General features: G+C 75.3%; 19 protein-coding genes. 7 read left to right on the top strand and 12 right to left on the bottom strand.

Features of this window, described 5'->3' with window-relative positions:
* Positions 1-39: 39 nt before the first annotated feature.
* Positions 40-978 carry a hypothetical protein gene (locus ACWENR_RS00945; RefSeq protein WP_452275014.1) on the bottom strand — a complete coding sequence of 313 codons (939 nt, stop codon included), beginning with the start codon at positions 976-978 and terminating at the stop codon, positions 40-42.
* A 98-nt stretch (positions 979-1,076) separates the two neighbouring features.
* On the opposite strand from ACWENR_RS00945, the gene cofD reads away from it, so the two are divergent.
* Entirely contained in the window at positions 1,077-2,045 is a 969-nt protein-coding gene (gene cofD / locus ACWENR_RS00940; protein ID WP_452275013.1) for a 2-phospho-L-lactate transferase, read from the top strand.
* Complete coding sequence (locus tag ACWENR_RS00935; RefSeq protein WP_452275012.1) at positions 2,042-3,130, top strand: coenzyme F420-0:L-glutamate ligase; 1,089 nt, start codon at positions 2,042-2,044, stop codon at positions 3,128-3,130. Before cofD ends, ACWENR_RS00935 begins: the two co-directional genes overlap by 4 nt.
* An 11-nt stretch (positions 3,131-3,141) precedes the next feature.
* On the opposite strand, the gene ACWENR_RS00930 is transcribed toward ACWENR_RS00935, so the two are convergent.
* Positions 3,142-4,146 (bottom strand): ArsR/SmtB family transcription factor, encoded by a 1,005-nt coding sequence (locus tag ACWENR_RS00930; protein ID WP_452275011.1) that lies wholly within the window; start codon positions 4,144-4,146, stop codon positions 3,142-3,144.
* Positions 4,147-4,571: 425 nt separating this feature from the next.
* Complete coding sequence (locus ACWENR_RS00925; RefSeq protein ID WP_452275010.1) at positions 4,572-5,606, bottom strand: hypothetical protein; 1,035 nt, start codon at positions 5,604-5,606, stop codon at positions 4,572-4,574.
* A gap of 39 nt (positions 5,607-5,645) precedes the next feature.
* Between ACWENR_RS00925 and ACWENR_RS00920 the strand changes: the two genes are divergently transcribed.
* Complete coding sequence (locus ACWENR_RS00920; RefSeq protein ID WP_452275009.1) at positions 5,646-6,269, top strand: NUDIX hydrolase; 624 nt, start codon at positions 5,646-5,648, stop codon at positions 6,267-6,269.
* Here ACWENR_RS00920 and ACWENR_RS00915 read toward each other — a convergent pair.
* Positions 6,238-7,329 carry a mannose-1-phosphate guanylyltransferase gene (locus ACWENR_RS00915; RefSeq protein ID WP_452275008.1) on the bottom strand — a complete coding sequence of 364 codons (1,092 nt, stop codon included), beginning with the start codon at positions 7,327-7,329 and terminating at the stop codon, positions 6,238-6,240. The genes ACWENR_RS00920 and ACWENR_RS00915 overlap by 32 nt on opposite strands.
* A 63-nt stretch (positions 7,330-7,392) precedes the next feature.
* Positions 7,393-8,538 (bottom strand): glycosyltransferase family 4 protein, encoded by a 1,146-nt coding sequence (locus tag ACWENR_RS00910; RefSeq protein ID WP_452275007.1) that lies wholly within the window; start codon positions 8,536-8,538, stop codon positions 7,393-7,395.
* Positions 8,539-8,689: 151 nt separating this feature from the next.
* Between ACWENR_RS00910 and ACWENR_RS00905 the strand changes: the two genes are divergently transcribed.
* The gene (locus ACWENR_RS00905) at positions 8,690-9,376 is read left to right on the top strand and encodes a TIGR03089 family protein (RefSeq protein ID WP_452275006.1); all 687 of its coding nucleotides are present in this window, start codon (positions 8,690-8,692) and stop codon (positions 9,374-9,376) included.
* Positions 9,377-9,933: 557 nt separating this feature from the next.
* On the opposite strand, the gene ACWENR_RS00900 is transcribed toward ACWENR_RS00905, so the two are convergent.
* Positions 9,934-12,114 (bottom strand): acetoacetate--CoA ligase, encoded by a 2,181-nt coding sequence (locus tag ACWENR_RS00900; protein ID WP_452275005.1) that lies wholly within the window; start codon positions 12,112-12,114, stop codon positions 9,934-9,936.
* Positions 12,115-12,414: 300 nt separating this feature from the next.
* Complete coding sequence (locus ACWENR_RS00895; RefSeq protein WP_452275004.1) at positions 12,415-12,933, bottom strand: acyl-CoA thioesterase; 519 nt, start codon at positions 12,931-12,933, stop codon at positions 12,415-12,417.
* A gap of 23 nt (positions 12,934-12,956) precedes the next feature.
* On the opposite strand from ACWENR_RS00895, the gene ACWENR_RS00890 reads away from it, so the two are divergent.
* A complete protein-coding gene (locus ACWENR_RS00890; protein WP_452275003.1) occupies positions 12,957-13,613 on the top strand; it encodes a hypothetical protein in 657 nt (218 codons plus the stop codon).
* 215 nt (positions 13,614-13,828) lie between these two features.
* On the opposite strand, the gene ACWENR_RS00885 is transcribed toward ACWENR_RS00890, so the two are convergent.
* Positions 13,829-14,992 carry an acyl-CoA dehydrogenase family protein gene (locus ACWENR_RS00885; protein WP_452275002.1) on the bottom strand — a complete coding sequence of 388 codons (1,164 nt, stop codon included), beginning with the start codon at positions 14,990-14,992 and terminating at the stop codon, positions 13,829-13,831.
* Between the two features lie 246 nt (positions 14,993-15,238).
* On the opposite strand from ACWENR_RS00885, the gene ACWENR_RS00880 reads away from it, so the two are divergent.
* Positions 15,239-16,666 (top strand): UDP-glucose dehydrogenase family protein, encoded by a 1,428-nt coding sequence (locus ACWENR_RS00880; RefSeq protein WP_452275001.1) that lies wholly within the window; start codon positions 15,239-15,241, stop codon positions 16,664-16,666.
* 163 nt (positions 16,667-16,829) lie between these two features.
* Positions 16,830-21,737, top strand: coding sequence for an SCO7613 C-terminal domain-containing membrane protein (locus tag ACWENR_RS00875; RefSeq protein WP_452275000.1), 4,908 nt, complete (start codon positions 16,830-16,832; stop codon positions 21,735-21,737).
* Between the two features lie 267 nt (positions 21,738-22,004).
* Here ACWENR_RS00875 and ACWENR_RS00870 read toward each other — a convergent pair whose 3' ends face one another.
* The 4 genes from ACWENR_RS00870 to ACWENR_RS00855 all read right to left on the bottom strand — a co-directional run bounded on the left by ACWENR_RS00870 (position 22,005) and on the right by ACWENR_RS00855 (position 26,915).
* Positions 22,005-22,433: a protein-tyrosine phosphatase family protein gene (locus ACWENR_RS00870; protein WP_452274999.1), complete on the bottom strand. Its 429-nt coding sequence runs from the start codon at positions 22,431-22,433 to the stop codon at positions 22,005-22,007.
* A gap of 129 nt (positions 22,434-22,562) precedes the next feature.
* Positions 22,563-24,824 (bottom strand): MMPL family transporter, encoded by a 2,262-nt coding sequence (locus ACWENR_RS00865; protein ID WP_452274998.1) that lies wholly within the window; start codon positions 24,822-24,824, stop codon positions 22,563-22,565.
* A 397-nt stretch (positions 24,825-25,221) separates the two neighbouring features.
* Complete coding sequence (gene purE / locus ACWENR_RS00860) at positions 25,222-25,692, bottom strand: 5-(carboxyamino)imidazole ribonucleotide mutase (RefSeq protein WP_452275057.1); 471 nt, start codon at positions 25,690-25,692, stop codon at positions 25,222-25,224.
* A gap of 41 nt (positions 25,693-25,733) precedes the next feature.
* Positions 25,734-26,915: a 5-(carboxyamino)imidazole ribonucleotide synthase gene (locus tag ACWENR_RS00855; protein ID WP_452274997.1), complete on the bottom strand. Its 1,182-nt coding sequence runs from the start codon at positions 26,913-26,915 to the stop codon at positions 25,734-25,736.
* Between the last annotated feature and the right edge of the window lie 50 nt (positions 26,916-26,965).

Here is a 26,965-nt window from a genome sequence, read left to right as displayed (position 1 = left end):
GACCGTGCGGGGCGCTCGGGTGCCGGTGGTGCCGCCCGGTCAGCGAGGGGCGTCCGGGTTGTCGCCGGGGTTGATGTGCTGGGTGCGGTCGGAATCCCCGTCGGTGGGGCGCGGGATCGCCTGGGTGGGCTCGACCGACTGGCGCGGGATCGCCTGCGTCGGCTCGGCCGAGGGCGGCGGCCCGAACGGCGGGGCGCTGGGCGCCGACCCGAACGGGGGCGCGGAGTGCGGCGCGGCGTTGGCCGGCGGGGCGGACTGCGGCGCCGGGTTGAACGACGGGGTCGGCTGCGGGCCGCCGAACTGCGCGGGCTGCTGACCGTACGGGGCGCCGTACGGGCCGGGGGCGGCCCAGCCGCCCGGCTGGCCGGGGACCGGCTGGCCCGGCTGACCAGGTTGGCCGGGGACCTGCTGGCCCGGCTGGCCCGGGTAGCCGCCCTGCTGCTGCGGCCAACCGGGCTGCGGCTGGCCGTAGACGCCGGGCTGGGGCTTCGGCTTGGGAACGTGGTAGAGGGTGCGCCAGATCTTGAAGACGACGAACGCGGCGAGCGCGAGGAGCGCCAGCCACCCCGCCCGGGTCAGCAGGCCCAGGAAGGCGTCCAGGATCTCGGCCTCGGCCAGCCGGTCGACCGTCCAGACCAGGAGGGTCAGCACGCCGAACAGGGCGCTGACCGCGTACTGGACGAGCGCCACCTGGGTGACCAGTTTCGCCTTGGGGGTGGCGGGCCGCACGTGCGTGACGAGCAGCACGGCCAGCACCGGCAGGACCACTGCCTCCAGGCCGACGAAGACGAAGAAGGCGCTGCCCGCCCGGCCGGCGAACGTGGTGTACTGAGCCGGCGTCAGCAACCGGATCAGGCCGACGAAGAGGAACACGGCGTTCGCGCCGAGGAGCACGAACGCGGCGAGCTCCCGCAGCGGCTTGGTCAGTTGGCTGGCCTGCGTCCCTTCGGTGGGCGCGGGCTCGGCGGGGCTGGTCACGGAATCCCCCTCGGGGCGAAAGCGGACAGTTGCCGACGTGAGCCTAGTCTCCCGGGCCACCGGCCGATCGGAGGCAGCCCGTGCGCGAGGATGTCGGCATGCGCATCGTGGTTCTGACGGGCGGCATCGGGGGCGCCCGCTTCCTGCTCGGCGTCCGGGCGTACGCCCGCGAGGTCGGCGCCGAGGTGACCGCCGTGGTCAACGTCGGTGACGACCTGCTCCTGCACGGGCTCAAGATCTGCCCCGACCTGGACAGCGTGATGTACACGCTGGGCGGCGGCGCCGACCCCGAGCGGGGCTGGGGCCGGGTCGGCGAGAGCTGGACCGTCAAGCAGGAGCTGGCCGCCTACGGCGCCGAGCCGACCTGGTTCGGGCTCGGCGACAAGGACGTCGCCACCCACCTGGTGCGCACGACCATGCTCAACGCCGGCTATCCGCTGCACGCGGTCACCGAGGCGCTCGCCACCCGCTGGGAGCCGGGCGTACGCCTGCTGCCGGCGACCGACGACCGGCTGGAGACGCACGTCGTGGTGGGCGGCGGCGAGCCGGCGGGCCCGGACGGCGGCGGTCAGCGGGCGATCCACTTCCAGGAGTGGTGGGTACGCCACCGCGGGAACATCCCCACCCACCGGTTCGTCTTCGTCGGCGCGGAGACCGCGCGGCCCGCGCCCGGCGTGCTGGAGGCGATCGGGGCGGCCGACGTGGTGCTGATCGCGCCGAGCAACCCGGTGGTGAGCATCGTGCCGATCCTGGCCGTGCCCGGGCTGCGCGAGGCGGTCACCGACGGTTCCGCCCCGGTGGTCGGCGTCTCGCCGATCGTCGGCGGCGCACCGGTGCGCGGCATGGCGGACCGCTGCCTGGAGGTGCTCGGGGTGGAGTGCAGCGCGGCCGGCGTGGGCCGCCTCTACGGCGCCCGGTCGGCGGGCGGGCTGCTCGACGGCTGGCTGGTCGCCGAGGAGGACGCCGGCGCCCTGGTGCCGGAGGTGACGGTGCGCTCGGCGCCCCTGCTGATGACCGACGAGGCGGCGACGGCGGCCATGGTCCGCGCCGCGCTGGAGTTGACGTGAGGCTGGAGATCCTGCCGGTGCCGGGCATCGGCCACGTGTCCGAGGGCGACGACCTCGCCGCCCTGATCGCCACCGCCGCGCCCTGGCTGCGCGACGGCGACGTGCTGGTGGTGACCAGCAAGATCGTCTCCAAGGCGGAGGGGCGGCTGGTGGACGTCCCGGCGGACGGCCCGGAGCGGCTCGCCGCGCGCGACGAGGTGCTGGCCGCCGAGACGGCGCGGGTCGTGGCGACCCGGGGCGCCACCCGCATCGTGCAGACGCACCACGGTTTCGTGATGGCCTCGGCCGGGATCGACGCCTCGAACGTCGACAAGACCCGGCTGGTGCTGCTCCCGGCGGATCCGGACGCCTCGGCCCGGGCGCTGCGCGCCGCCCTGCGCGACCGCTACCACGTCGACGTCGCCGTGATCGTCAGCGACACGATGGGCCGGCCCTGGCGCAACGGCCTCACCGACGTGGCGCTCGGCGTCGCCGGGATGGACGCGATCCGCGACCACCGGGGCGAGGTCGACCCGTACGGCAACGAACTCCAGCTCACCCAGATGGCGGTCGTGGACGAGCTGGCCGGCGCGGGCGAGCTGATCAAGGGCAAGTGCGACCAGGTGCCCGTCGCGGTGGTGCGCGGCTACCTCACCGCGACCCGGCCCGACGACGGCGACGGCGCGGCCGCGCTGGTCCGGGACGCCGCGATGGACCTGTTCTCGCTGGGCACCGCCGAGGCGAAGGCGGCCGGGCTGGCCGCCGCCGCCACCCTGCCCGACGCCACCAACCCGACCCCGCCCGACGTGGCCGCGGTGCGGCGGGCCATCGCCGCGGTCGCCGACGCGGTCGCGCCCGGCACGGACTTCACCCTGGTCACCGACGAGGCCGTACGCGCCGGCACGGTCGCCGCCGTCGCCGGCTGGCCGGCGGGGGCGACGGCGCTGGTGCTCGGCTCCCCGGCCGACCCGGCGGGCCCGGCCGAGCTGGTCCGCTTCGGCGCCGACCTGCACCGCCTGCGCGCCGCCCTGGCGGCGGAGGGCGTCGCCTCGCTCCCGCTGCCCCCGCCGGCCGGCACCCCGGCGGCTGCCTGCCTGGCCCTCTGAGCAGGCGACGGTCAGGAGTTGAGCATGGCCCGCCCCAGCGGGGTGAGGGTGTGCAGGACGGTGTTGCGGTCCCGGTGGCTGACCAGGAGGCCGGCGTTGCGCAGCACGGTGGTGTGCTGGCTGGCTGCGGCCGGCGAGATGTTCAGCCGGCGGGCCACCTCCCCCGTGGTGCAGCCGTCGTCGCTGACCGCCAGCACGGCGGCCCGGGTGCGGCCGAGCAGCGCGGCCAGCGCCTCCCGGCCGGTGTCCGGCGCGCCCGGGCCGGCGGCCTCGCCGGGCGCCGGTGCGAGCCCGCCCAGCCGGTCCACCGGATAGACGAGGACCGGCGGCAGCGCCGGGTCGAGCAGGGCGACCGGGGTGGCCGCGCAGAAGAACGACGGGACCAGCAGCAGGCCGCGCCCGTCCAGGTGCAGCTCCCGGCTGTGCGGGTAGCCGCGCACCTGGAGCACCCCGGAATCCCAGTGCAGGGCGGGCCGCAGGCCGGCCAGCAGCCCCTCGACCCCGCCGTCGAGCAGCGACCGGGCGCGGCGGGCCCGGTCGGCCTCCACGGCCGCCTGGATTCGGGTCCAGTACGGATCGATCGCCAGGTCGCGGTACTGCTCCATGGCGCCGGTCAGGTCGCGCAGCGTCTCCGGTTCGCCCCGGGCCAGCGCGGTCGCGTTGGCGGGCAGCGCGTTGCCGGCGGCGAGGAGGGACAGGTCGCGGCGCAGCAGCGACACGGGGGTACGCCGGACGGCCTCCAGGCCCGCCTCGAAGCCGGCCGTGCTCTCGTGCGGGGTGAGGAAGTCGGGAAAGTAGCCGCGCGGCGGGTTCAGCGCGAGGAGCAGGCGGAGCCCCGCGGAGGACCGCCCCTGGCGCAACCCCCGGGTCACGGTGTGTCGCCAACCCGTCAGCAGCGGGTCGCGGTCGCGCACCGGCAACAGGTGCAGACTGAGGACCAGTTCCCACACCGGGTCCGCCGCCGGAGCCACCCGGGTCCGGAGGATGTCCTCGGCGGAGAAATGGATCTTCAGCATGGAGCGCTCCCGTGTCGCCTGGCAGGGGGATGCCGGGTGACCGTTGCAGCGTACCCGGGCGGCACTTATCTCCGTCTTTCAGCCTGAGCTGAAAAACCTCGACGCCGACCGCACAGGTTCGTCATGCTTCCACTGCCCGCACGGGGCGGGCGCGTCGATGACGCGCCCGCGAGTCGGGGCCCCAGGGGGACGGGGAGACCGGCGGCCGGGCAGCGCCACGAGGGTCTGCGGGCCTGCTCCGCGGAGGTGCTGTCCGGTCGCCGGTCCGGGCCCGCCCGATCGCTCCCGCTCCTGTTGCCGTTGCCGCCGCTCCCGTTGCCGTTGCCGCCGCTCCGTTGCCGTTGCCGCCGCTCCGTTGCCGTCGCTCCGTTGCCGTCGCTCCTGTTGCCGCTCCCGTTGCCGTCGCCGGGTCGAGCCGTTGGCGTTCAGTCGACCCAGAGGGCCACGCGATGGTCCTCGTCGGTGACGTAGAAGCTGCGCCCGCCCCGCTCGGCCAACCCCTCGACGTGGTGGAACGGCGCCAGGTCGGCCACCAGCTCGCCGGGGACGAGGTGCCCGTCGCCGGGCGCGGGAAACCGGACGTGCCGGGAGGTGACGTCGCCCCCGGTCGGGTGGTCGTCGAGCAGCACCGAACCCTTGCCGAGCGCGTCGATCGACCCGATCACCGCCGCGTAGCCGCCGTCGTCGGTGGGGGTGATCGCGCGGAAGCCGGCGAGCGCGCCGGGCGGGGTCACCCCCGTCAGGACGTACGCGCCCGCCGCCTCCGGCCAGCTCGGCGCGGGATCGAACATGCCCGACACGCCCGACAGCTCGACGAGGATCGGCTCGCCGTCGGCAGTCACCGGGAACCGCAGTCCCAGCAGGACGTCGCCGGCCGGCGTGAAGGCGGCGGCCTCGACGTTCAACGGCAGGTCGTCGGGGACGAGCCGGCTGACCCAGCCCTTCGACCGGGCGGTGCCGCGCGCGACGGTCTCCCCGATGAACCGGGCCCGCACCCGCTCGCCGGGCGGCAGCGGGGTGAAGGCCGCCTTGAGCAGGGCGTCGTTGACCGCCCGGTGCAGCCGGAACCGGTTGCGCACCACCCGCACCGGCAGCGTCCCGCCGGCCGCGTCGTCCTCGCGGAACCGGGCCACGAAGGCGCGTCGCGGGCGCAGCGGCCCGCCCTTCGAGCCGAAGTGCGAGCCGAAGACGTACACCCAGCCGTCGTGGTGGGCGAGCGCCTCGCCGTCCTCCGTCCGGCCGTTCTCGGCCCCGGCGTCGGCGGACACGTGGCGGGCGACCCACTCGCCGTCGTCGAGTTCCAGCAGCAGGGCCAGGCACTGCTCCACCGGCCCCTCGTCCAGCACGGTCCAGAAGCCCTGCCGGGCGCCGTACGCGCGCAGCAGCGCGGCAGAGCGCACCGGCAGCAGGTCGCTGGCCTCGTTGCCGGCCACGACGAACTCCAACAGTCGCAGGGTCACCCGGCCAGGGTACGAAGCGCCGGCTCGTACAGTGTCGGCATGCCGAACTCCCCCGCCACCGCGCCCCGGACGGCGCCGCCGCCCGCCGACGGCGACGTCCACGCGGCGCTGTACGCCGACGCCGTCGCCACGCTGCGCCGATGGGAGCCGACCGGCCGGGACGCCGCCGAGGCCCGGGACCGCACCGTGGCGCTGCTGGCCGCCGGGCCGGTGGCGATGAGCCGGGCGCACCGGCCGGGCCACGTCACGGCGAGCGCGCTGGTGCTCGACGCCACGGGGTCGCGGGTGCTGCTCTGCCTGCACGGCAAGTTCCGCAAGTGGGTGCAGCTCGGCGGGCACTGCGAACCCGCCGACCGCACCCTCGCCGGCGCCGCCCTGCGCGAGGCCACCGAGGAGTCCGGCATCGCCGGCCTGCGGATCGACCCGGTCCCGATCGACGTGGACATCCACCCGGTACGGTGCCAGGGCGGCTCCCTGCACTACGACGTGCGGTTCGCCGTCCTGGCCCCGCCCGGCGCGGCGGAACGGGTCAGCGCCGAGTCCGAGGCGCTGGGCTGGTTCCCGCCGGACCGGCTGCCGGAGCCGCTGGCCGGCGGGACGGCGCGGCTGGTCGCCCCGGCCCTGGCGACGCTCAGACGAGCCCCTCTTCGCCCCGCTCCTTGAGCTCGTCGACGATCTTCTTGACGTCCTGCGCCCGGTCGCGCGGGCAGACCAGCAGCGCGTCCGGGGTGTCGACGACGATGAGGTCGTGCACGCCGACGGTGGCCACCAGCCGCCCGGAGTGCGGCACCACCACCAGCCCCGAACTGTCCCGCAGCAGCACACCCGGCTTGGCGTCGGCGCCGAGCACCACGTTGCCGTCGGCGTCGGCGGGCAGCACCTCGCCCAGGGTGTGGAAGTCGCCGACGTCGTTCCAGCCGAAGTCGCCGGGCACCGTGGCCACCCGCCCGGCGGTCGCCGCGCCCTCCATCACCGCGTAGTCGACGGAAATCCTCGGCAGCGTCGGCCAGACCGTGCCGAGCACGTCGTCCTGCGCGTCGGTGCCCCACGCCTCGGCGATCTCGGCGATCCCGGCGTGCAGGGCGGGCTGCTGGCGGGCCAGCTCGGCGAGGAACACGTCCACCCGCCAGACGAACATGCTGGCGTTCCAGAGGTGCCGGCCGGAGCGCAGGTACGCCTCGGCGACCTCCGCGCTCGGCTTCTCCTTGAACTCGGCGACCGGGCGCAGCGGGCCGCCGTCGACCGGGTCTCCCGTCTGGAGGTAGCCGTAGCCGGTCTCCGCCCGCGTCGGGGTGATGCCGACCGTCATCAGCAGGCCCCGCTCGGCGCCGCGTACCGCCTCCTGGACGACCTCCCGCCACCGCTGCGGGTCGCCGATGAGGTGGTCGGCCGCGAAGGAGCCCATCACCGCCTCCGGGTCGCGCCGCGCGATGACGGCGGCGGCCAGGGCGATCGCCGCGCAGGAGTCCCGGGGCGAGGGCTCGACCAGGATGTTCTCCTCCGGCAGCCCGGCCAGCTGGCGCGCCACCGCGGCGGCGTGGGCGGTCCCCGTGACCACCAGGGTGCGCTCCGCCGTGGTCAGCGGGCCCAGCCGCTCGACCGTGGCCTGGAGCAGCGAGGCGGCGGAGCCGGTCAGCGGGTGGAGGAACTTGGGGTGGCCGGCGCGGGACAGCGGCCACAACCTCGTGCCGCTGCCACCCGCCGGGATGACGGCGTAGAGCATCAGCACATCATGCCCGAACCCCGCCCGCCCGGACGCCGGGTTGCCCGCCGCCCCGCCGCGGTGTCAGGCGCGGGCCCGGCTCCAGGCCGCGATGTGCACCTCGGCGCTGGACTCCCACGTGAACTCCTTGGCCCGGTCGAAGCCGGCCTTGGCCAGGGACAACCGCCGCTGCTCGTCGTCGAGCAGCGCGGCCAGGTCGGTGGCGATCTGGTCGGGGGCCTCGCTGGTGTACGCGACCGCGTCGCCACCCACCTCGGGCAGCGACAGCCGGGGCGTGGTGAGCACCGGCGCGGCACACGCCATCGCCTCCAGGATCGGCAGGCCGAAACCCTCCCCGTAGGACGGGTAGGCGGCCACCAGCGCCCCGCCGAGGAAGCCCGGCAGGTCCGCGTAGCGGAGATAGCCCGGACGCAGCAGCCGCAGGTGCGACGGGACCTCCGCCACCGCGCGGTCGATGTCGTCGTCGTGCCCCTGACCGCCGGCGACCACCAGGGCCGGCGGGTTCTCCCGGTCGGCCACCGCCCGGGCCCAGCCACGGATCAGGTTGGGCACGTTCTTGCGGGGCTCCTTGGCGCCGAGGAAGGCGACGTAGCTGGTGCCGCCGAGCCCCAGCCGGGCCCGGACCCGGGCCTTCTCCTCCTCGCTGGGCGCGTGGAAGGCGGCGTGGTCGACCCCGTGATAGGCGACGTCGATCCGGGTCGGGTCGGCGTCGAGCAGCCGGATCAACTCGTCGCGGGTGGCCTTGCTCGGCACGATCACCCGGTCGGCGCGGCGCAGGGAGGTCTTGATGGCGCTGCGGAAGAACGTGCGTCGGGACTTGTCGTAGTGCTCCGGCTCGGTGAAGAACGTCGCGTCGTGGACGGTCACCGTGACCGGGCAGCCGGCGCGCAGCGGGCAGGTGTAGAACGGCGAGTGCAGCACCTGCGCGCCCACCTGCTGGGCGAGCAGCGGCAGGCCCGTCTGCTCCCAGGCGAGCCGGGCGGGACGGTGCGCGACGGCGGCCGGGGCGGGGATGACCTCCGCCCCGGGCAGCATCCGGGCGTAGCGCTCCAGGTCGGTGCGGAGGCTGACGACGGCCAGCTCCACCCCCGACCCGCACACCTTGCCGAGGGCGCCGAGCAGGCCGTCGACGTATCGACCGACACCGCCACGATCGGCGGGGACACTCGTGGCGTCGATGAGCACGCGGGGCGGGCGACCGGCGGTCACGGGGCGACTCCTTGAACTGGCGGGGTTGTGGGGAACAACACTCCGGGCAAGCCTACGCCGGAGCCCGGGTCGGACGCTGACTGCGACCCGACCGTACGCCGACTTGTCGCTGTCTTCGAGTACGGCCGGCGGGGGCGTATCGTTCGCGCCGATGGCCGACAACATTGCCCGGGTCTTCGCCGACGCGATCGCGACCGACCCGACCCGACCGCTGCTGACCTGGTACGACGACGCCACCGGCGAACGGGCCGAGCTGTCCGGCGCGACCCTGGCGAACTGGGTGGCCAAGACGGCCAACCTGCTCGTGGACGAGGCGGCCGTCGGTCCCGGCGACACCGCCGCGGTGCTGCTCCCGCCGCACTGGCAGACCGCGGCGGTGCTGCTCGGCTGCTGGTCGGCGGGGCTGCGGGTGGCCGACACGCCGGGCGACGTGGACGTGCTCTTCGCCGCCGTCGCGCGGATCGAGGAGGCGGGCGCGTGGCGGGCCGGCGAGCGGTACGCCCTCGCCCTCGACCCGTTCGCGCTGCCGATGCGGCAGGTCCCGCCCGGCTTCGCCGACTACGTCTCGGTGGTGCGCGCGCACGGCGACCACTTCAGCCCGTACGCCGCCGGCCCGGACGACGCCGAACTGCTGGCCCGCGCGACCGCCCGCGCGGGTGCGCTCGGCATCGTGGCCGGTGACCGGGTGCTGGTCGACACGGCCACGTACCCCGACCCGGTCGACTGGCTGCTCGCCCCGCTGGTGGCCGGCGCCAGCGCGGTCCTCTGCGCCAACCTCGACCCGTCCCGCGTGGAGCCCCGCACCACGACGGAAAAGGTCACCCGCCCCCTAACCTGACCCACCCCCTCGCCGCGCCTTCTCGCCCCGCCCCCTCGCCGCGTCGATCTTGCACTTTGTGCCCCGACACACGGGTCAAATACCCCATATCGGGGGCAGCAAGTGCAAGATCGACGCGCGGCGAGGGCGCGACGAGGGCGCGGTGCACTCCATGCCGCCCCCTCGCCTCGCCACTCTCGCCCTCTCGCCTCGCGCCCCCTCCCGCCCCCGCTCACGCCCTCCTGCTCACGCCCTCTCGCCCCGCCCTCCCGCGCCGCCCTCCCGCGCCGCCCTCTCGCACTGCCCTCTCGCCCCGCCCTCCCGCATCGCCCTCCCGCGCCGCCCCCTCGCCACGTCGATCTTGCACTTCTTGCCCCGACACAAGGAGCAAATCCCTCAGATCGGGGGCCATAACTGCAAGATCGACGCACGGGAGGGCACGAGGGGGCACGGGAGGGCGCGAGGGGGCGCGAGGGGGCGCGAGGAAGGGCGCGGGATGGAGGGCGGGTGGGGCGTGGGGAGGGGTCAGGAGGGTGCGGGGGTGCAGGGCCTGGGGTGGGGTGTGGGAAGTGGGGAGATCAGGCGGGGGTGGGGTCGGGGTTGGTGGCGCGGCGCTGAGCGAGGGTGGCGAAGGCCGACAGCGACTCCGGGTTGGCCAGGGCGCCCTTGGCCGCCGCCGAGTCCACCGGCGTACCGGTGAGGATCTTCTTGACCGGCACCTCCAGCTTCTTCGCCGACAGGGTGCGCGGGACGGCCCGCACCTGGTGGATCTCGTCCGGGACGTGCCGCGGCGACAGGGCGGTACGCAGCTCGCGGCAGATCTTCTTGCGCAGCGCGTCGCCCAGCTCCAGCCCTTCGGCGAGCACCACGAAGAGCAGCAGCTCGCCGGCGCCGCCCTCGTCGTCCTCCAGGTGCACCACGACCGAGTCGACGACCTCGTCGAGCCCCTCGACCACGGAGTAGAACTCGGCGGTGCCGAGCCGTACGCCGCCCCGGTTGAGGGTCGCGTCGGACCGGCCGGTGATCACGCAGCCGCCCCGCTCGTTGATCGTGATCCAGTCGCCGTGCCGCCAGACGCCCGGGTAGACGTCGAAGTACGCCTCGCGGTAGCGGGTGCCGTCCGGGTCGTTCCAGAAGCCCACCGGCATGCTGGGCATCGGCTCGGTGATCACCAGCTCGCCCAGCTCGCCGATCACCGGGGTGCCGTCGGCCGACCGAGCCTCCACCTTGGCGCCCAGCGCCCGGCAGGTGATCTCCCCGGCGTGCACCGCCAGCAGCGAAACACCGCCGACGAAGCCGGTGCAGACGTCCGTGCCGCCGGAGAGCGACTGGAGCTGGAGGTCGTCGTCGACCGTCTCGTACACCCAGGTGAAGCCCTCGGCGGGCAGCGGCGCGCCGGTCGAGCCGACCCCGCGCAGCGCGGACAGGTCGGCGACGTCCCTCGGCACCAGGCCGGCCTTGCGGCAGGCCAGCAGGAACGGCGCGGAGGTGCCGAAGTACGTCGTGCCGGTCTCCTCCGCCAGCCGCCACAGCGCACCCAGGTCGGGGTGCCCCGGGTTGCCGTCGAAGAGCACGATGGTCGCGCCCGCCGCCGGCCCGGAGACCAGGAAGTTCCACATCATCCAGCCGGTGGTGGTGAACCAGAAGAACCTGTCCGCCGGGCCCAGGTCGTGGTGCAGGGCCAGCATCTTCAGGTGCTCCAGCAGGATGCCGCCGTGGCCGTGCACGATCGGCTTGGGCAGGCCCGTGGTGCCGGAGGAGTAGAGCACGTAGAGCGGGTGGTCGAAGGCGACCGGGGTGAACGTCAGCGGCTCGTCGGTGTCGGCGGCGAGATCCGACCAGGCCAGCGCGCCCTCGAACGCGCCCGCCGCCAGGTCCGGAGCGCCGGCCGGCGGCGCGCCCACCGACGAAGCACCGGCCGGCGGCGCGGCAGCCGGCGAAGCAACACGCGACGAAGTACCGGCCGACGAAGCGGCGGCTGACGGCGCGGCAGCCGGCGAAACGGCAGCCGGGTCGAGGTAGCCGATGCCGACGGTGTGCTCCAGCGACGGCAGGGCGGCCCGGATCGCCGCCACCTCGCCCCGCCGGTCCACCGGCTTGTCGCCGTAGCGGTAGCCGTCCACCGCGACGAGCACCTTGGGCTCGATCTGCTGCCAGCGGTCGGTGACGCTGCGGGTGCCGAACTCCGGCGCGCAGGAGGAGAAGATCGCGCCGAGGCTGCTGGCGGCGAGCAGCAGCACGTACGTCTCGGGGATGTTCGGCGCGTACGCGGCCACCCGGTCCCCGGCGCCGACGCCGAGCCGGCGCAGCCCCGCCGCCACCCGGCGGACCTGCTCGCGCAGCTCGGCGGCGGTGAGGGTGACCGGCGCCCGGGTCTGGCCGTGCGCGATCACCACCGGGTCGTCGTCGGCCCGGCCGGGCATCCGCAGCACGTTCTCGGCGTAGTTGAGGGTGGCGCCGGGGAACCACCTGGCCCCGGGCATGCCCCGGTCGGTCAGCGTGGCCGTCGGCGGGGTGTGCGCGACCACCTCGAAGTGGTCCCAGACCGACCGCCAGAACGCCTCGAGGTCGGTGACCGACCAGCGCCACAGCTCGTCGTAGTCGGCGAAGTCCAGCCCCCGGTGCTCCCGCAGCCAGCGCAGGTAGCTTCCGATCCGGGACCGCTCGCGTACGTCCGCCGGCGGCGTCCACAGCACGTCACCCACTGTTCCACCCTCCCCTGGCCCCGCACGACACTGTGAAATGGGCCGTGGCGCCATCTTGCCCTACCTCGAAGCGCCATTCTCCGCACCCGACCCCCGTCGGCGCACGTGCGGAGCCCACATGCCCCACCACCCGCCTGTGTGGCCGAGGTGCGGGGAGAGCACCGGCCCCGGTGCCGCCATTCAAGGTCAGCACCGGCCCGGTGCCGCCGTCAAGATCACCACCGGCCCCGATGCCGCCCGCCAAGGTCACCACCGACCCCGGCATCGCCACCGGCACCGGCCCGGCGTCGCCACCAGGTCGGCCCGGGCCCCGTCCCGGCGCTTCCGGTGCGGGAGGGGCCCTCCGGCACAGCGTCAGCCCGCGCGGTGGGCCTGGATGGCGCGGCGGCGGGCCAGCCGGTGGGCGCGGCGGATCTCCGCCTCCCGGAACCGCCGCTCGTCCTCCGGGCTCTCCGGCAGCACCGGCCGGACCGGCCGCGGCGCGCCGCCGAGGTCGACGCCCACGAAGACGAGGTACGCGGTGGCCACCCGGACGGGCTCGTCCTCGGCCGAGTCCCACCGCTCGGCCACCACCCGGACGCCCACCTCCATCGAGGTCTGCCCGGTCCAGTTCACCTGAGCGTGGGCGTGGACCAGGTCGCCGACGCGGACCGCCTCGGCGAAGACGATCTCGTCGATGGCCGCCGTGACCGCCGTGCCGCCGCTGTGCCGGGCCGCCGCCGCGCCCGCCACGTCGTCGATGAACTTCATCAGCACCCCGCCGTGCACGCTGCCGTAGAGGTTGACGTCGACGGCGGTCATGATCCGGCTCAGGGTGACGCGGGAGTACGAGGTCGGCTTGCCGGCCGGGGCGGCGGAGGGGTGCTCGGTCATGTCGGAAACGGTACGGTGCGCGGATGCGACATCTCTGGAGCTTCCTCGCCGGGTTGGTGGTGGCACCCGTCACGTGGGTGCTGGTCACGCTCGGGCAGGACGGGTCGGCGGGCACCGTCGACCGTTGGGTCGAGATCGGCACGTCCAACTCGGCCAATCTCATCGAGCCTGCCGTATATCTCGCCGTCGGCGGGATCCTGCTCGGCCTGCTCGGCACGCTGCGCATCTCACCGCTCGGCCCGCTGGTGGCCGGGCTGCTGCTCGCCGCCCCGTACGTGGGGATGTTCGTCGCGCCCTTCGAGGTGCGCGACCGCATCCCGGACGGCTGGAAGGTCTTCGGCGATCCGCTGCCGCTGCACCTGCCGGTGGAGAACGGCACCCTGTTCCTGATCGGGCTGCTCCTGGTGATGGCGACGTTCAGCGGGCAGCGCTGGCGCCGCTGGCCCCGCCCGGCGGCCGAGCCGACGCCGGCCACCGCGTCGGGCCCGGAGCGGGACGACTTCACGCTGACCGACTGGCCCCCGGCCGGCTCGACCGACCGGGACACCGCCCCGCTGACCCTGGGCTACCCGGACCCGACGCCGACCGAGCCGCTGCCCCGCCGCACCGGCGGCGAGTCGCCGTGGTCGGCGCCGCCGCGCACGGGCAACCGACCGGAGGACACGACCGAGATCCGGTGACGCCCCCGGGCGGGCCGGGAGACCGGCCCGCCCGCCGACCGGGCCCGGCCGACCCTGGACCTGCGGCCCGACCCGGGACCCGCGGCCCGGCCGACCAGAAACCCGCCCCGCCGGCCGGAACCCGCGGCCCGCCCGCCAGAAACCCGCCCCGCCGACCAGGACCCGCGGCCAGGCCGACCAGAGATCTGCCCCGCCGGCCGGGACCCGCGGCCGGCTCAGCCCTTGAGGAGCTGGCGGGCCATGACGATGCGCTGCACCTGGTTGGTGCCCTCGTAGATCTGGGTGATCTTGGCGTCCCGCATCATCCGCTCCACCGGGTAGTCGCGGGTGTAGCCGTAGCCGCCGAGCAGCTGCACCGCGTCGGTGGTGATCTCCATCGCCGCGTCCGAGGCGAAGCACTTGGCCGCCGCCCCGAAGTAGGTCAGGTCGGCGTCGCCGCGCTCGGACTTGCCGGCCGCCGCGTACGTCAACTGCCGGGCCGCCTCCAGCTTCATGCCCATGTCGGCGAGCATGAACTGGACGCCCTGGAACTCGGCGACCGCCTTGCCGAACTGCTTGCGCTCCTGGACGTAGCCCTTGGCGTAGTCGAGCGCGCCCTGGGCGATGCCGACGGCCTGCGCCGCGATGGTGACGCGGGTGTGGTCGAGGGTCTTCATCGCGGTGGCGAAGCCGGTGCCCTCGGCGCCGATCATGCGGTCCGCCGGGATCCGGACGTTGTCCAGGTAGACCTCGCGGGTCGGCGAGCCCTTGATGCCGAGCTTCTTCTCCGGCGCGCCGAAGCTGACCCCGGCGTCGGACTTCTCGACCACGAAGGCGGAGATGCCCCGGGACCGGGCCGACGGGTCGGTCACGGCGAAGACGGTGTAGAACTCCGACACCCCGGCGTTGGTGATCCAGCGCTTGACGCCGTTGAGCACCCAGTGATCGCCGTCACGTACGGCGCGGGTGGTCATCGAGGCCGCGTCGCTGCCCGCCTCCGGCTCGGAGAGGCAGTACGAGAACATCGCCCCGCCGGCCGCGACCGGGGTCAGGTACTTGCGCTTCAGCTCCTCCGAGCCCGCCAGCAGCAGCGGCATGGTGCCGAGCTTGTTGACCGCCGGGATCAGGGAGGACGAGGCGCAGGCCCGCGCGACCTCCTCGATCACGATGGCCGTGGCCAGGGCGTCCGCCCCCGCGCCGCCGTACTCGACGGGGATGTGCGGGGCGTGGAAGTCCGCGGCGCGCAGCGCGTCGTAGGACGCCTTCGGGAACTCACCGGTCTCGTCCGCCTCGGCGGCGTGCGGCGCCACCTTGGCCGCACAGACCTCACGGACCGCCTCCCGGATCGCCTCGTGCTCCTCGGGCAACCGGTAGACGTCGAACGACTGCTCTGCGGCCATGTCGGCCCCTCCCCTTCACCGCTATCATGCGCAGTCTGTAGCGTCTCCTGACCGCCGACGGCGCAGACTGAAGGATAGCGACCACCTCAGGCGATGTTACCGCCGCGTAGGCTAGGCCACGACGCGCGTCGACGCCGCCCGGCGATGATGGAAGTGACAGGCATAGAGTCCCTCCGGTGCCCGCCCAGGCGCCGCAGCAGAACGCGACGCGACGACGCGACGCCAGCGCGAGCGGAGAAGACAGGCGTGACGATCCCGTACCCGAACACCCAGCCGATGCCCGCCATCGCCGCGGTGACGCCCCCCTCGGGCGCGCAGCGGCCACGGGTGACCTTCCTGGGCACCGGCTACCTCGGTGCGACATACGCCATCTGCTACGCGGAACTGGGCTACGAGGTTCTCGGCTTCGACGTCGACGCCGACAAGATCGCCATGCTGAACGCCGGCGAGGTGCCGATCCACGAGCCCGGCCTGGACGAGCTGCTCAAGCGCAACCTGGCGGCCGGGCGGCTGCGGTTCAGCACGGACATCGCCGAGATCGCCGAATTCGGCGACGTGCACTTCATCTGCGTCGGCACGCCCCAGCGCGCCGACGGCATGGGGGCCGACCTATCGTACGTCGAGGCGTCGGTCACCAGCCTGGCCCAGCACCTGACTCGCAAGGCGCTGATCGTCGGCAAGTCCACCGTGCCGGTCGGCACCGCCGAGTGGGTCGAGCAGCTGGTCAGCAAGCACACCCCCGCCGACCTGGGCGTCGAGGTGGCGTGGAGCCCCGAGTTCCTCCAGGAGGGCTTCGCCGTCGACGACGTGCTGCGGCCCAACCGGATCGTCGTCGGCGTCAAGAGCGAGTGGGCCAACGGCATGCTCTACGCCGCCCACAAGGGCGTCTTCGACCTGGCCGCCACGGAGGACCGCGAGGTGCCCCTGGTGGTCACCGACTTCGCCACCGCCGAGCTGGTCAAGGTCGCCGCGAACGCCTTCCTCGCCACCAAGATCTCCTTCATCAACGCGATGGCCGAGGTCTGCGAGGCCTCCGGTGGCGACGTCACCCACCTCGCCCGGGCCATCGGCCTCGACCCGCGCATCGGCAACCGGTTCCTCCAGGCTGGGCTCGGCTTCGGCGGCGCCTGCCTGCCCAAGGACATCCGCGCCTTCCAGGCCCGCGCCCAGGAGCTCGGCGCCGGGGAGGCGCTGCGCTTCCTGCACGAGGTCGACCTGATCAACATGCGCCGCCGGACCCGGGTCGTCCAGCTCGCCGCCGAGCTGCTCGGCCGCCGGTCCGGGCCGGCCGGGCCGGACCTCTCCGGCACCCGCGTGGCCGTGCTCGGCGCGACGTTCAAGCCCAACACCGACGACGTACGCGACGCGCCCGCGCTCGCCGTCGCCGCGCTGCTGCGCAAGGCCGGCGCGGACGTGCACGTCTACGACCCGCAGGGCATGGAGCGGGCCCGCGCGGTGGCCCCCGAGCTGGTCTACGAGCCCGGCATCAACGAGGCCGTGACCGGCGCCGACCTGGTCTGCGTGCTCACCGAGTGGGCCGACTTCCGCAACGCCGACCCCGTCGCCCTCGGCGAGCTGGTTGCCGGCCGCAAGGTGGTCGACGGGCGCAACTGCCTGGATTCGGCACTGTGGACGCAGGCCGGCTGGGAATACCGGGGCATGGGCCGCCCCTGACGGACGACGACCGGACGGCCGGCCGTGGAGTACGCTCCGCGACCGGCCGTTCGCCGTCCGCTCCGACGATCTTTGCCCCGGACCCGCCGACAACTGTCGAAATCCGCGCCCGCATTGGGCATGCTGCGATGGTGGAAGTCCACAGTGCGGGTGGAGGGGTGTCGTGGCGAGCTTTCAGTGCTCCTCGTGCGGCCGGGAGATCAAGCCGGCCGTCAGCTGCCCGCACTGCGGCGCGCACCAGCCACAGTGGGTCGAGCACCTGGCGGAGATCGAGCGGTCCATAGCGGAGATGAAGGCCCGCGAGGCCGCCATCGCCAGCGAGCAGCGCCAGATCGCCGCCAAGATGCAGGCGGCGCTCTTCCAGCGCGACATCCTCGCCCACGCCGGCGAGGAACGCCTCAAGCAGGCCACCCGTCCCCGTAAGGTGCTGCGCCGCCGGCCGGGTCGCCGGCCGCCCACCGCCGCCACCGGCGCCCCGCCCCGGGTCCCCCGGCAGGGCACCCCGCCCGCCCCCGACGACCCGCCCCCGCCGCCGGACGCCACCTGGTTGGACGCCGACGACCCCGAACACCCGCCGGAGGCGTCCTCCCGCGAGGTGCAGAACATCCCCCTCGGGCTCGGCGCGCTGCTGCTCGGCGTCGCCGCCGTCGTCTTCGCGGCGGTGGCCACCAGCTCGATGGACGCGCTGGCCCGGCTGGGCATCCTGCTGCTCGCCACCGTGCTGATGCTGCTCGCCCCGCCGGTGCTGGCGCGGCGCGGGCTCACCTCCACCGCCGAGACCATCTCCGCCGTCGGCCTGCTGCTGGTGCCGCTCGCCGGCTACGCGCTGTGGGCGGTGGACCGGATCGGCAACGGCGGCGCCTCGGGCGCGATCTTCGCCGGGGTCGTCTTCGCCCTCACCGCCGGCGTCTCCTTCGGCTACGCCGGCTGGACGGGCCTGCGCGCGCCCCGGTTCGCCACCGTGCTGGCCGCCCAGCCGGTGCTGCCGCTGCTGGCGTACGACCGGATCACCGGCCCGGGCGGCTGGGCGCTGGTGCTGACCGCGGTGGCCCTGCTCGACCTCTGGCTGGCCCGCTCCCCGGTGACCGTGGAGCGGCCGGTACGCCGCGACCTGCCCGAGCCGCCCCCCGCCCCCGCCGCGCCGTCGGCGCCCCGGCAGCGCCGCGCCGAGGGCCGGCCGGAGGGGGCGCCGGAGGAGGCCGGCGAGGTGCTCGACGGCGCGCTGCCGGAGCAGGGGCCGGCCCCGGGTGCCCGTCCGGTGCCGTGGCTGCGCGAGCTGACCTGGGCGCTGCACGGCGTGGCGGTCGCCGTCGCCCTCGCGTACGCCGTCACCGCCCTGCTGCGCGCGACGACCGTGCCGGCCGCGACGGGCGCGGGGCTGGTGCTGCTGCTGGCCGCCGCGGCGGGCCTGGCCGGGACGCTGGCGCTGCGCCGGCCGCCGCTGCCCGACGTCGGCGCCGGGATCTTCACCCTCGCCGTGATCGGCGCCCTGAGCCGGGTCGCCTCGGTGGCGTTGCCCGGCCGGGCGCTGCTGCTGATCGCGGGGGTCATCACGGTCACCGGGCTGGCGGTCCGGGCGGTCCCGGAGGCCGCCCGGCGCGGGCCGCAGCTCGCCTCGGCGGTGGCGCTCACCGTCAGCGGCGTGGTGGTCGCCGGCGGCGCCCTGCGCGCCGGGGTCGCTCCGGTCCGCGCCGCGCTGCCGGCGTGGGCGGCCGACCTGAGCCGCCACCCCGCCGAGCTGTCCGCGGCGGTCGGTCCGGCCGCCTGGCAGCTCGCCGCGAGCGCCTTCCTGCTGACCGTGGCCGCCGTGCTGGCCCTGCCACCGGAGATCCGCCAGGAGTTCGCGGTGGTCGGCGCGGCGCTGACCGCGCTCGCCGTGCCGGCCTCGTTCGGCCTCGGGTGGGCGGTGGCGCCCTGGCCGATGGTGCTGACCGCGATCGGCATCGGGGTGGCCGGGCTCTCCGCGCGGACCGGGCGGGCCGCCGTGGCGCACGCCGCCGCCGCGGCCGGCGTCGGCCTGTTCGGCGCGGGCGCCGCCCTGGCCCGCCCCGCGCTGACCAGCGCGGTCCTGCTCGCCCTCTTCGCCGCCGGGGTGCTGGTCGCCGTGGCGCCCCGGATGCGGCTCGCCCCGGCCTCGGCCGACACCGTCTCGGCCTGGGCGGCCGGCGGCGCGGCGTTCGCGCTGCCGGGCGCGGTCGCGGCCTTCGTCGCGGCCACCGTGCCCGCCGACCCGACGCCCACCCCGGCGAGCCTGCGCGAGGCCACCGTGCCGGTGCTGGCCGCCACCTTCCTGGCGGTATGCGTCACCCTCGGCTACGCCGCCGTCGTGCAGGTCTCGCAGCGGCGCATCGCGGCGCCGCTGGCCGTGGGCACCGCCCTCGGCGCGGTCGTGGTCACCGCCGCCGCGTTCGGCGCGCCGGGCGCCACCGCCGCCGACGCCTGGGTCGGCGGGCTGCTGCTCGTCGCCGCCGCGATGGTGGTCTTCGCCGGCCCCATCGACGCGGGCCGGCGCTCCGACCTCACCCTGGACGGCTCCGACCTCGCCGCCGCGGCCGTCACCGCCGCCCTGATCGCCACCCTGGCCCGGATCGCGGCCGTGCTCACCCCCGGCGGGCAGCTCGCCGTCGCCGCCGGGCTGGTGCTGGTGGTGGCCGTGGCCGCCCGGGCGATGCCCGAGGAGTGGCGGCGCGGGCCGATCCTCGGCCTCGCCGTCGGCGGCGTCCTGATCGGGCTGCTGGCCGGCTGGAGCGCCCTGCGGGGTGGGTGGGGCGTCCTCGCCACCCCGGGCCCCATCTGGGCCGGCGACCTGACCGGCTGGCCCGCCGCGCCGACCGGCGGGTCGACGTGGCAGGCACCCGTCGCGCTGGCCCTGCTCGGGGTCGCCGCCGCGGTCCTGCTGCCGCCACCGTGGAAGTACGACGTGTCGGGCGTCGCCGCCGTGCTCGCCACGATCGGCGCGCCGGCCGCGTTCGACCTGCCGTGGTGGTCGCCGGTCCTGGTCGGCGGCATGGTCGCCACCGTCTTCGGGATGGCCGCCGTGGCCTCGGTCGACCCGCGCGCCGGGTTGTCCCGGGCGGTCGTGGCCGGCGTGGTCGCCCTGCACGCCGCCGGGGCCGGCCTGGTCCGGCCGTGGACGACCGCGCTGGCGCTCGGCAGCATCGCGCTGATCGGCGTGGTGGTGGGGGCGCTGGCCCGGACGCTGGCCGTTCCGCAGGTCGACGACATCGAGGCCGAAGGGATGCCCCCGCACCTGGCCCAGATCGGGGGCGCGGCCGCCGGCGCGGCCCTGCTCGCCGCCCCGGGCGCGGTCGCGGCGTTGGCGGCCGAGTTCGGTCACTCGTCGGAGGTGGTGCTCACCGCCGCGCTGGCCGCGTCCAGCCTGGGCCTGGCGGCGGTCGCGGCCGTCCGGCGGCAGGTCCCGCAGTACCTGCCCTGGGCGAGCGCGGCCGTGGCCGGCGGCGCGACGATCAGCGCGTTGGCCGCCATCCCCACCGGGCTGCCCGTCGGTGTCTACGCCGCCGCCGCTGCCCTGCTCGGGGTGCTCGCCGAGCTGATCCGCGGGGCGACCGAGCCGCCCGCCGACGCGGCCCAGCCGGTGCGGCGCTGGTCCGTGCTGCTCGACGGCGCGCTGCGCCGGCTGCCGGACGACGGCACGCGGCGACGCTGGCGGGTGAGCCCGGCCGCCGGCGCGCTCGCCGTCGCCGCGCTGCCCACCGTCCTGGCGCTGGTGTCGATCGCGCCGGCCCTGGTCGCCGCCCTGGTCGAGCCGCACCGCAGCCTCGCCCGGGTCTGGCAGGGGCCGCCGCCGGACCTGCTCACCCCGCCGCCGGGCGCGGTCGACGCCACGCACGTACTGACCGCGCTGCTGCTCACCGCGACCGCCGCGCTGGCGGCCACCGGGTTCAGCGGCGGTCGGCGCTCCCGGGCGGTGCCGGTGGTGCTGCCCGGCGCGGCCGTGACGCTGCTGATCGCCCCCGTCGCGCTGGGCAACGGCTGGCCGGCGAGCACCCTCGCCGCGCTGGCCGTGTTCACCATCTCGATGCTGGGTCTGGCGCTGACCCCGCCGCCCCCGCTGGTCGAGCGGGCCCGCTCGCTGCGGCTGACCCGCGTACTGGTCTTCGCCATCGGGCTGGCGGCCGGGGGCGCGGGGCTGGCGGGCAGCCTCGCCACCCGGGAGCTGACGCTGTTCACGCTCGGCGGCGCCGTCGGCGTCGGCACGGTGGCGGCCCTCTTCGGCGTCACCCAGCGGGCGCGCATCCTCGGCTGGCTCTTCGCCTCGCTGATGGCGCAGCTGTTCGTGCTCACCGCCGGGCTGGTGGCGGGGCTGGCCGCCGTCTGGTCGGCGTTCGGCGTGCTGGCGGTCGGCGCGGCCCTGCAGGTCTTCGCCGCGACCCTGCCCCGCCTGCGCCGCCCCGAGGCCCAGCGCGAGGCGGCCACCGTGGAGTGGAGCGGGCACGCGGCCGCCCTGATCGCCCTGGCGCTGGCCTTCGACTCGCCGCGGCACATCGCCGCGCTGCTGGCCGCCTGGGGTGCGGTCCTCGGGGTGGCGGCCACCCGGCCCGGCCGCCGGCCGGTGGAGCGGCGCATCCTGTTCTGGGCGGTCGTGGTCTGCGAGATCGCCGCCTGGTGGATCCTGATGCGGGTGGCCGACGTGGCGCTGCCGGAGGCGTACACGCTGCCGTTCGCCGCCCTCGCCCTGCTCGTCGGGGTGCTGGAGCTGCGGCACCGGCCCGACCTGAGCAGCTGGGTCGCGTACGGTCCGGCGCTGGTCGCCGCGTTCGTGCCGACCCTGGCGATCGTGCTGGCCACCGACTCCAGCACGCTGCGTCAGGTGCTGCTGCTGCTCGGGGCGGTGGCGGTGCTCGTCTTCGGGTCCATGAGCCAGCAGCAGGCGCCGGTGATCGTCGGCGCCGGTGTCACCGCGATCGCGGCGGTGCACGCGCTGTTCAGCTTCGGGCCCTGGCTGGCGCTGATCCCGGTCGGGCTCCTGCTGCTGGTGCTGGGCGCGAGCAACGAGCGCCGCCGGCGCGCCCAGGAACGCCTTCAGACGGCCCTACGCGGCATGCGCTGAGGCGCCGGGCCCGGCGGGCGGCACCGGGGCGCGAACCCTGGACCGGGCCGAAGGCCGACGCGGCACCGGAACCGGACCGAAGGCCGACGCGACGCCGGGACCGGGCCGAAGGCCGGCGCGACACCGGAACCGGGCCGAGGGCCGGCGCGACGAACGCCGCCGACGAGCAGCAGGGCTGCTCGTCGGCGGCGTCTGGCGCGGGTCGGGAGCGCACGACGGGTGGCACGATCGCCCCCGCCGCGCCCCCCCCCGGGTCGTCGCAACCGGCTACTGGAACCGGGCGACGTAACGGCGCTGCCAGGGCGTCTCGACGGCCTGTGGCGAGTAGTGCTGCCGAACGTAGGCGACCGCCCGGTCGTTCGGCACCCCGTCGATCACCGCGAGGCAGGCGAGGGCGGTGCCGGTGCGGCCCTTCCCGCCGCCGCAGGCGACCTCGACGCGGCCGTCCTCGGCGCGGGCCCACGCCTCGCGCAACGCGTCGGCGGTCGCGACCCGGTCGGACGGCAGCCAGAAGTCGGGCCAGCGCACCCAGCGGTGCTCCCAGGCCACCTGGGCCGGCGGCTTGCCGAGGAGATAGAGCGCGAAGGTGGGTTCCGCCCCTTCCGGGAGCGGGCGTCGAAGTCCCCGGCCGCGGACGAGTCGGCCGGACGGCAGCCGGAGCACGCCCGGCGCGGTGGGGTCCCATGAAGTGGTCATCTGTCGTCAGGGCCGCGTGCCCTTGCGGGCCCGTGTGCCCGTCCTCCTTCCGGTGAGGTGTGGGTGTCAGGAAAGGATCAGCGGGGACGGCGGCCGGTCACGCCGCGGCGCGCCGGACCGCCGGCCCGGCTATCGGTCGACGGCCGCCACGAGGACCTGAGTGTCGGCGTCGCGGTCGGCGTCCGCGACCCCGGTCCGGGGGCGGCCGGCGAGGAATCGCGGGGCCCACCAGTTGGCCTCGCCGAGCAGTCGCATGAGCGACGGCAGGACGACCGCGCGGATGATGGTGGCGTCGATCAGGATCGCGGCGGCCAGCCCCACGCCGAGTTGCTTGAACTCGACGACCGACAGGGTGGCGAAGATGCAGAACACGGCGACCATGATGATCGCGGCGCTGCTCACCGTGGACGCCGACGAGACGATGCCCCGCTCGATCGCCTGCCGGGTCGGTACGCCCTGCAGGACCGCCTCGCGGATGCGGCTGACGACGAACACGTGGTAGTCCATCGAGAGCCCGAAGAGGATGACGAACAGCATCAGCGGCAGCCAGGACACGATCGCGCCGTTGGAGGTGAACCCGAGCAGGCCCTCCGCCCAGGTGTGCTGGAACACCAGCACCAGCAGCCCGTACGAGGCGGCCACGGAGATCGCGTTGAGCAGGATCGAGGTCATCGCCACCACGACCGAGCGGAACGTGACGAGCATGACCAGGAAGGTCATGGCGAGGACGAACGCGACGACCGCCGGCAGCGCGTCGGCCATGCGGTCGCGGAAGTCGGCGTCGTTGGCGGTACGACCCGCCACCGCCCACTCCGTGTCCGGGACCGTGCCGACCGTCTGCGGCAGCAGCTCGGCGCGCAGCCGGTGCAGCGACTCGGCCGCCACGTCGCTGTCGCTGGTGCCCGTCACCCGTACGGTCGCCAGGAAGACGGTGCCGTCGGCGGACCTGCGTACGGTCGGCGGGCGGTCCTGGGCGAACCGGCCGTCGCCCTTGATCCGCGCGGCGAGGTCGGTGATCTCGCGCTCCACCGCCGCCCCGCCCGCGCGGCCGGTGCGGATCGCGACGAGGTGGCTGGTGCCGAGTTCGTTGCCGGGGAACGCCTGGGCCAGGCGGTCGTAGGTGTGCAGGATCGGGATCGAGCGGGGCAGGTCGGTGAGGGTGGGCCGCTTGAGGTTCATCCCCAGCGCCGGTACGGCGACGACGACCAGCACCCCGACGGAGATCACGAACGTCGCCAGGGGCGCGCGCAGCGCCGGCCGCAGGACCGCCGCCCAGAAGCGGCTGCGCTCCGCCCGCTGGATCCGCCGGCCGAGGAAGGGCACCCGGGGCCGGTCCACCCACCGCCCGAGGACGACCAGGATCGCGGGCAGGACGGTGAGGGACCCGATCATGGCCACCCCGACGACGAGGATGGAGCCGGTCGCCATCGAGCTGAACGTGTTGTCGCCGACCAGGAACAGGCTGGCCATGGCGACCATGACGGCCAGGCCGGAGACCAGCACGGCGTGCCCCGAGGTGCGGGCCGCGATCTCGACCGCGCTGCGGTGGTCGCGCCCGCGGGCCCGTTCCTCCCGCTCGCGGCGCAGGTAGAACAGCGAGTAGTCGACGCCGACCGCCATGCCGATCAGCAGGATGATGCTGTTCACCATCTCCCCCGCCGGGAAGATGTGCGAGGCGAACTGGGCCAGGCCCATCGCGCCGGCCACGGCCGACAGCGCCAGCACGACGGGCACGCCGGCGGCGATCAGGGCGCCGAAGCTGAACAGCAGGATCACCAGCGCCACGGGCACGCTGATCAGTTCCGCCTTGACGAAGTCCGCCGCCAGCGTCTCGGTCAGCGCCTTCGACAGGGAGCCCGAGCCCACCTGTTCCACCCGGAGGTCGGGATGCCGCTGTTGCTCCTGCTCGGTCGCCTCCAGCAGCGGCCCGACCCGTGCGTCGGCGTCGTCCGCCGAGCCGGCCATCTCCACCTCGACCAGCACCGCCTGGCGGCTGGGGGAGACGACCGGCTCCGCCACCTTCGCCACGTCGGGCAGGCCGCGCATGCGCGCCGACAGGTCGGTGGCCACGGCCCGCGCCCGGTCGAGGTCGAGGTCACCGGTCCGCGCCGTGATCAGTACGCTCTCCGCCGCCGGCGGTTCGGGGAAGTTCCCGGCCTGCTCGATGCGGTCCGCACGGGCCAGTTCCCCGTGCAGGCTGTCCTGGCTGGTGGCCTCGACCGTGCCGGCGAGGCTGCCGCCGACCACGCTGGCCAGCACGAAGCACAGCCAGGCCGTGATGGCGAGCCAGGGGTGGTTGGCGCTCCACCGGCCGATCCGCGTGGTGAGGGGCGACCGACCGCCCCGTCGCCCGCGGTGCGCCGGCGCGTGACCGCCGGCACCCGGCGTCATCGGCCGGCCTCCCGCTCCACGAGGTCGGTCACCGTTCCGACCGGTCCGCCCGACAGCGGGTCGGACTCCTGGACGCACGAGCCAGCGTGCGTCGACGCATGCCACAGATGGATCATGCCGACGACGCTATGGATCCACGGCGGCGCGGACCATGAGGTCGACCGCCGAGCGCGACGGGCCGACCCCAACGGCCAGGGTGCGGAAATCCACACCCCCGGCGCGGCGGTCGGCCCCGCCGGCGTGGCCGGCGGGCGGCGGCCCGTTCCGGGAGTCGTCAGGCGGGCGACGCGCGATGGGCGGCGTCAGGCTCCGCCGGGATGCCGGAAGCGGCGGCGTCAGGCGAGACAGGCGCGGAGAGCCGCATCGGGCTCGGCCGGGCCGGCCGGAAGCGACGGCGTCAGGCGAGGGAGGCGCGGAGGGCGGCGTCCTTCTCGGCCACCAGCTGCTCCAGGTCCACCTGGTAGGCCGACATGCGGTCGAGCAGGGCGCGGTCGGCGGCGGCCAGGATGCGGACGGCGAGCAGCCCGGCGTTGCGGGCGTTGCCGATGGACACCGTGGCCACCGGCACGCCGGCCGGCATCTGCACGATGGAGAGCAGCGAGTCCATCCCGTCGAGGTGCTTCAGCGGCACCGGCACGCCGATCACCGGCAGCGGGGTGACCGAGGCGACCATGCCCGGCAGCGCGGCGGCGCCCCCCGCGCCGGCGATGACGACCTTCAGGCCCCGGTCGGCGGCGGCCCGACCATAGTCGATCATCTTGATCGGGGTCCGGTGCGCCGAGACCACCTCGACCTCGTACGGCACCTCGAACTCGTCCAGCACCTCGGCGGCGGCCTTCATCGTCGGCCAGTCCGAGTCGCTGCCCATGATCAGGCCGACGACGGCGCCCGCCCGCTCCCCGTTCGCGCTCACTGGTGCCCCTCCCGCAGCCAGCGGGCGGCCCGGGCGGCCCGCGTCCGTACGTCGTCCAGGTCGTCGCCGAGCACCGTCACGTGCCCGATCTTGCGGCCGGGCCGCACCTGCTTGCCGTAGAGGTGCACCTTGGCGCCCGGCTCGGCCGCGAAGAGGTGGTGCAGCCGCTCGTCGATGGACATCCCGCCCGGCTCGCCGCCGAGCACGTTCGCCATCACCACGACGGGCGCGGCCAGCGAGGTGTCCCCCATCGGGTAGTCGAGGACCGCCCGCAGGTGCTGCTCGAACTGCGACGTGCGCGCGCCCTCGATGGTCCAGTGCCCGGAGTTGTGCGGCCGCATCGCCAGCTCGTTGACCACGACCCGGCTGCCGCCGGGCGCGGCCGGGTCGGCGACCTCGAACAGCTCCACCGCGAGCAGGCCGACCACGCCGAGCGCGGTGGCCAGGTCGATGGCGAGCTGCTGGGCGCCGAGCGCCAACTCCTCGGACAGGCCCGGCGCGGGGGCGAGCACCTCGACGCAGATGCCGTCCCGCTGCACCGTCTCGACCACCGGGTAGGCGGCGACCTGCCCGAACGGCGAGCGGGCCACCTGCACGGCGAGCTCCCGGCGCAGCGCCACCCGCTCCTCGACGATCAGCCGGGTGCCGCCGGCGAGCAACGTCGCGGCCAGCTCGGCGGCCTGCGCCGCGTCGTCGACCAGCCACACGCCCCGGCCGTCGTAGCCGCCGCTGGCCGCCTTGAGCACCACCGGCCAGCCGACCTCGTCGCCGAAGGCCACCAGGTCGGCCGGCTCGGCCACCGGCCGCCACGCCGGGTTGGGCGCGCCGAGCCCGCCGAGCCGCTCGCGCATGGCCCGCTTGTCCTGGGCGTACAGCAGCGCGTCGGCCGGCGGGAAGAGCTTCACGCCCTCGGCGGCCAGCGTCCGGATGTGTTCGTTGGGGACGTGTTCGTGGTCGAACGTCACCACGTCGCAGCCCTTGGCGAAGGTGCGCAGCGCGGCGAGGTCGGTGTGGTCGCCGTACTGGACGTCGGCGGCGACCAGCGCGGCGCCGTCGTCGGGGGCCAGCGCGAGCACGCGCAGCGACTGGCCGAGGGCGATCGCGGACTGGTGGGTCATCCGGGCCAACTGGCCGCCGCCCACCATGCCGACAACGGGCAGACCGGTACGGGAATCCATAGCGGCGTCAGCCTATCGGGGCCGCCGGCGGGCCGCCCCGCCGGATGGCA

The organism is Micromonospora sp. NPDC004336, assembly GCF_053602615.1.
The sequence above is the reverse complement of the archived record's forward strand: the minus strand, read 5'-3'. Positions and strand labels throughout refer to the sequence as shown.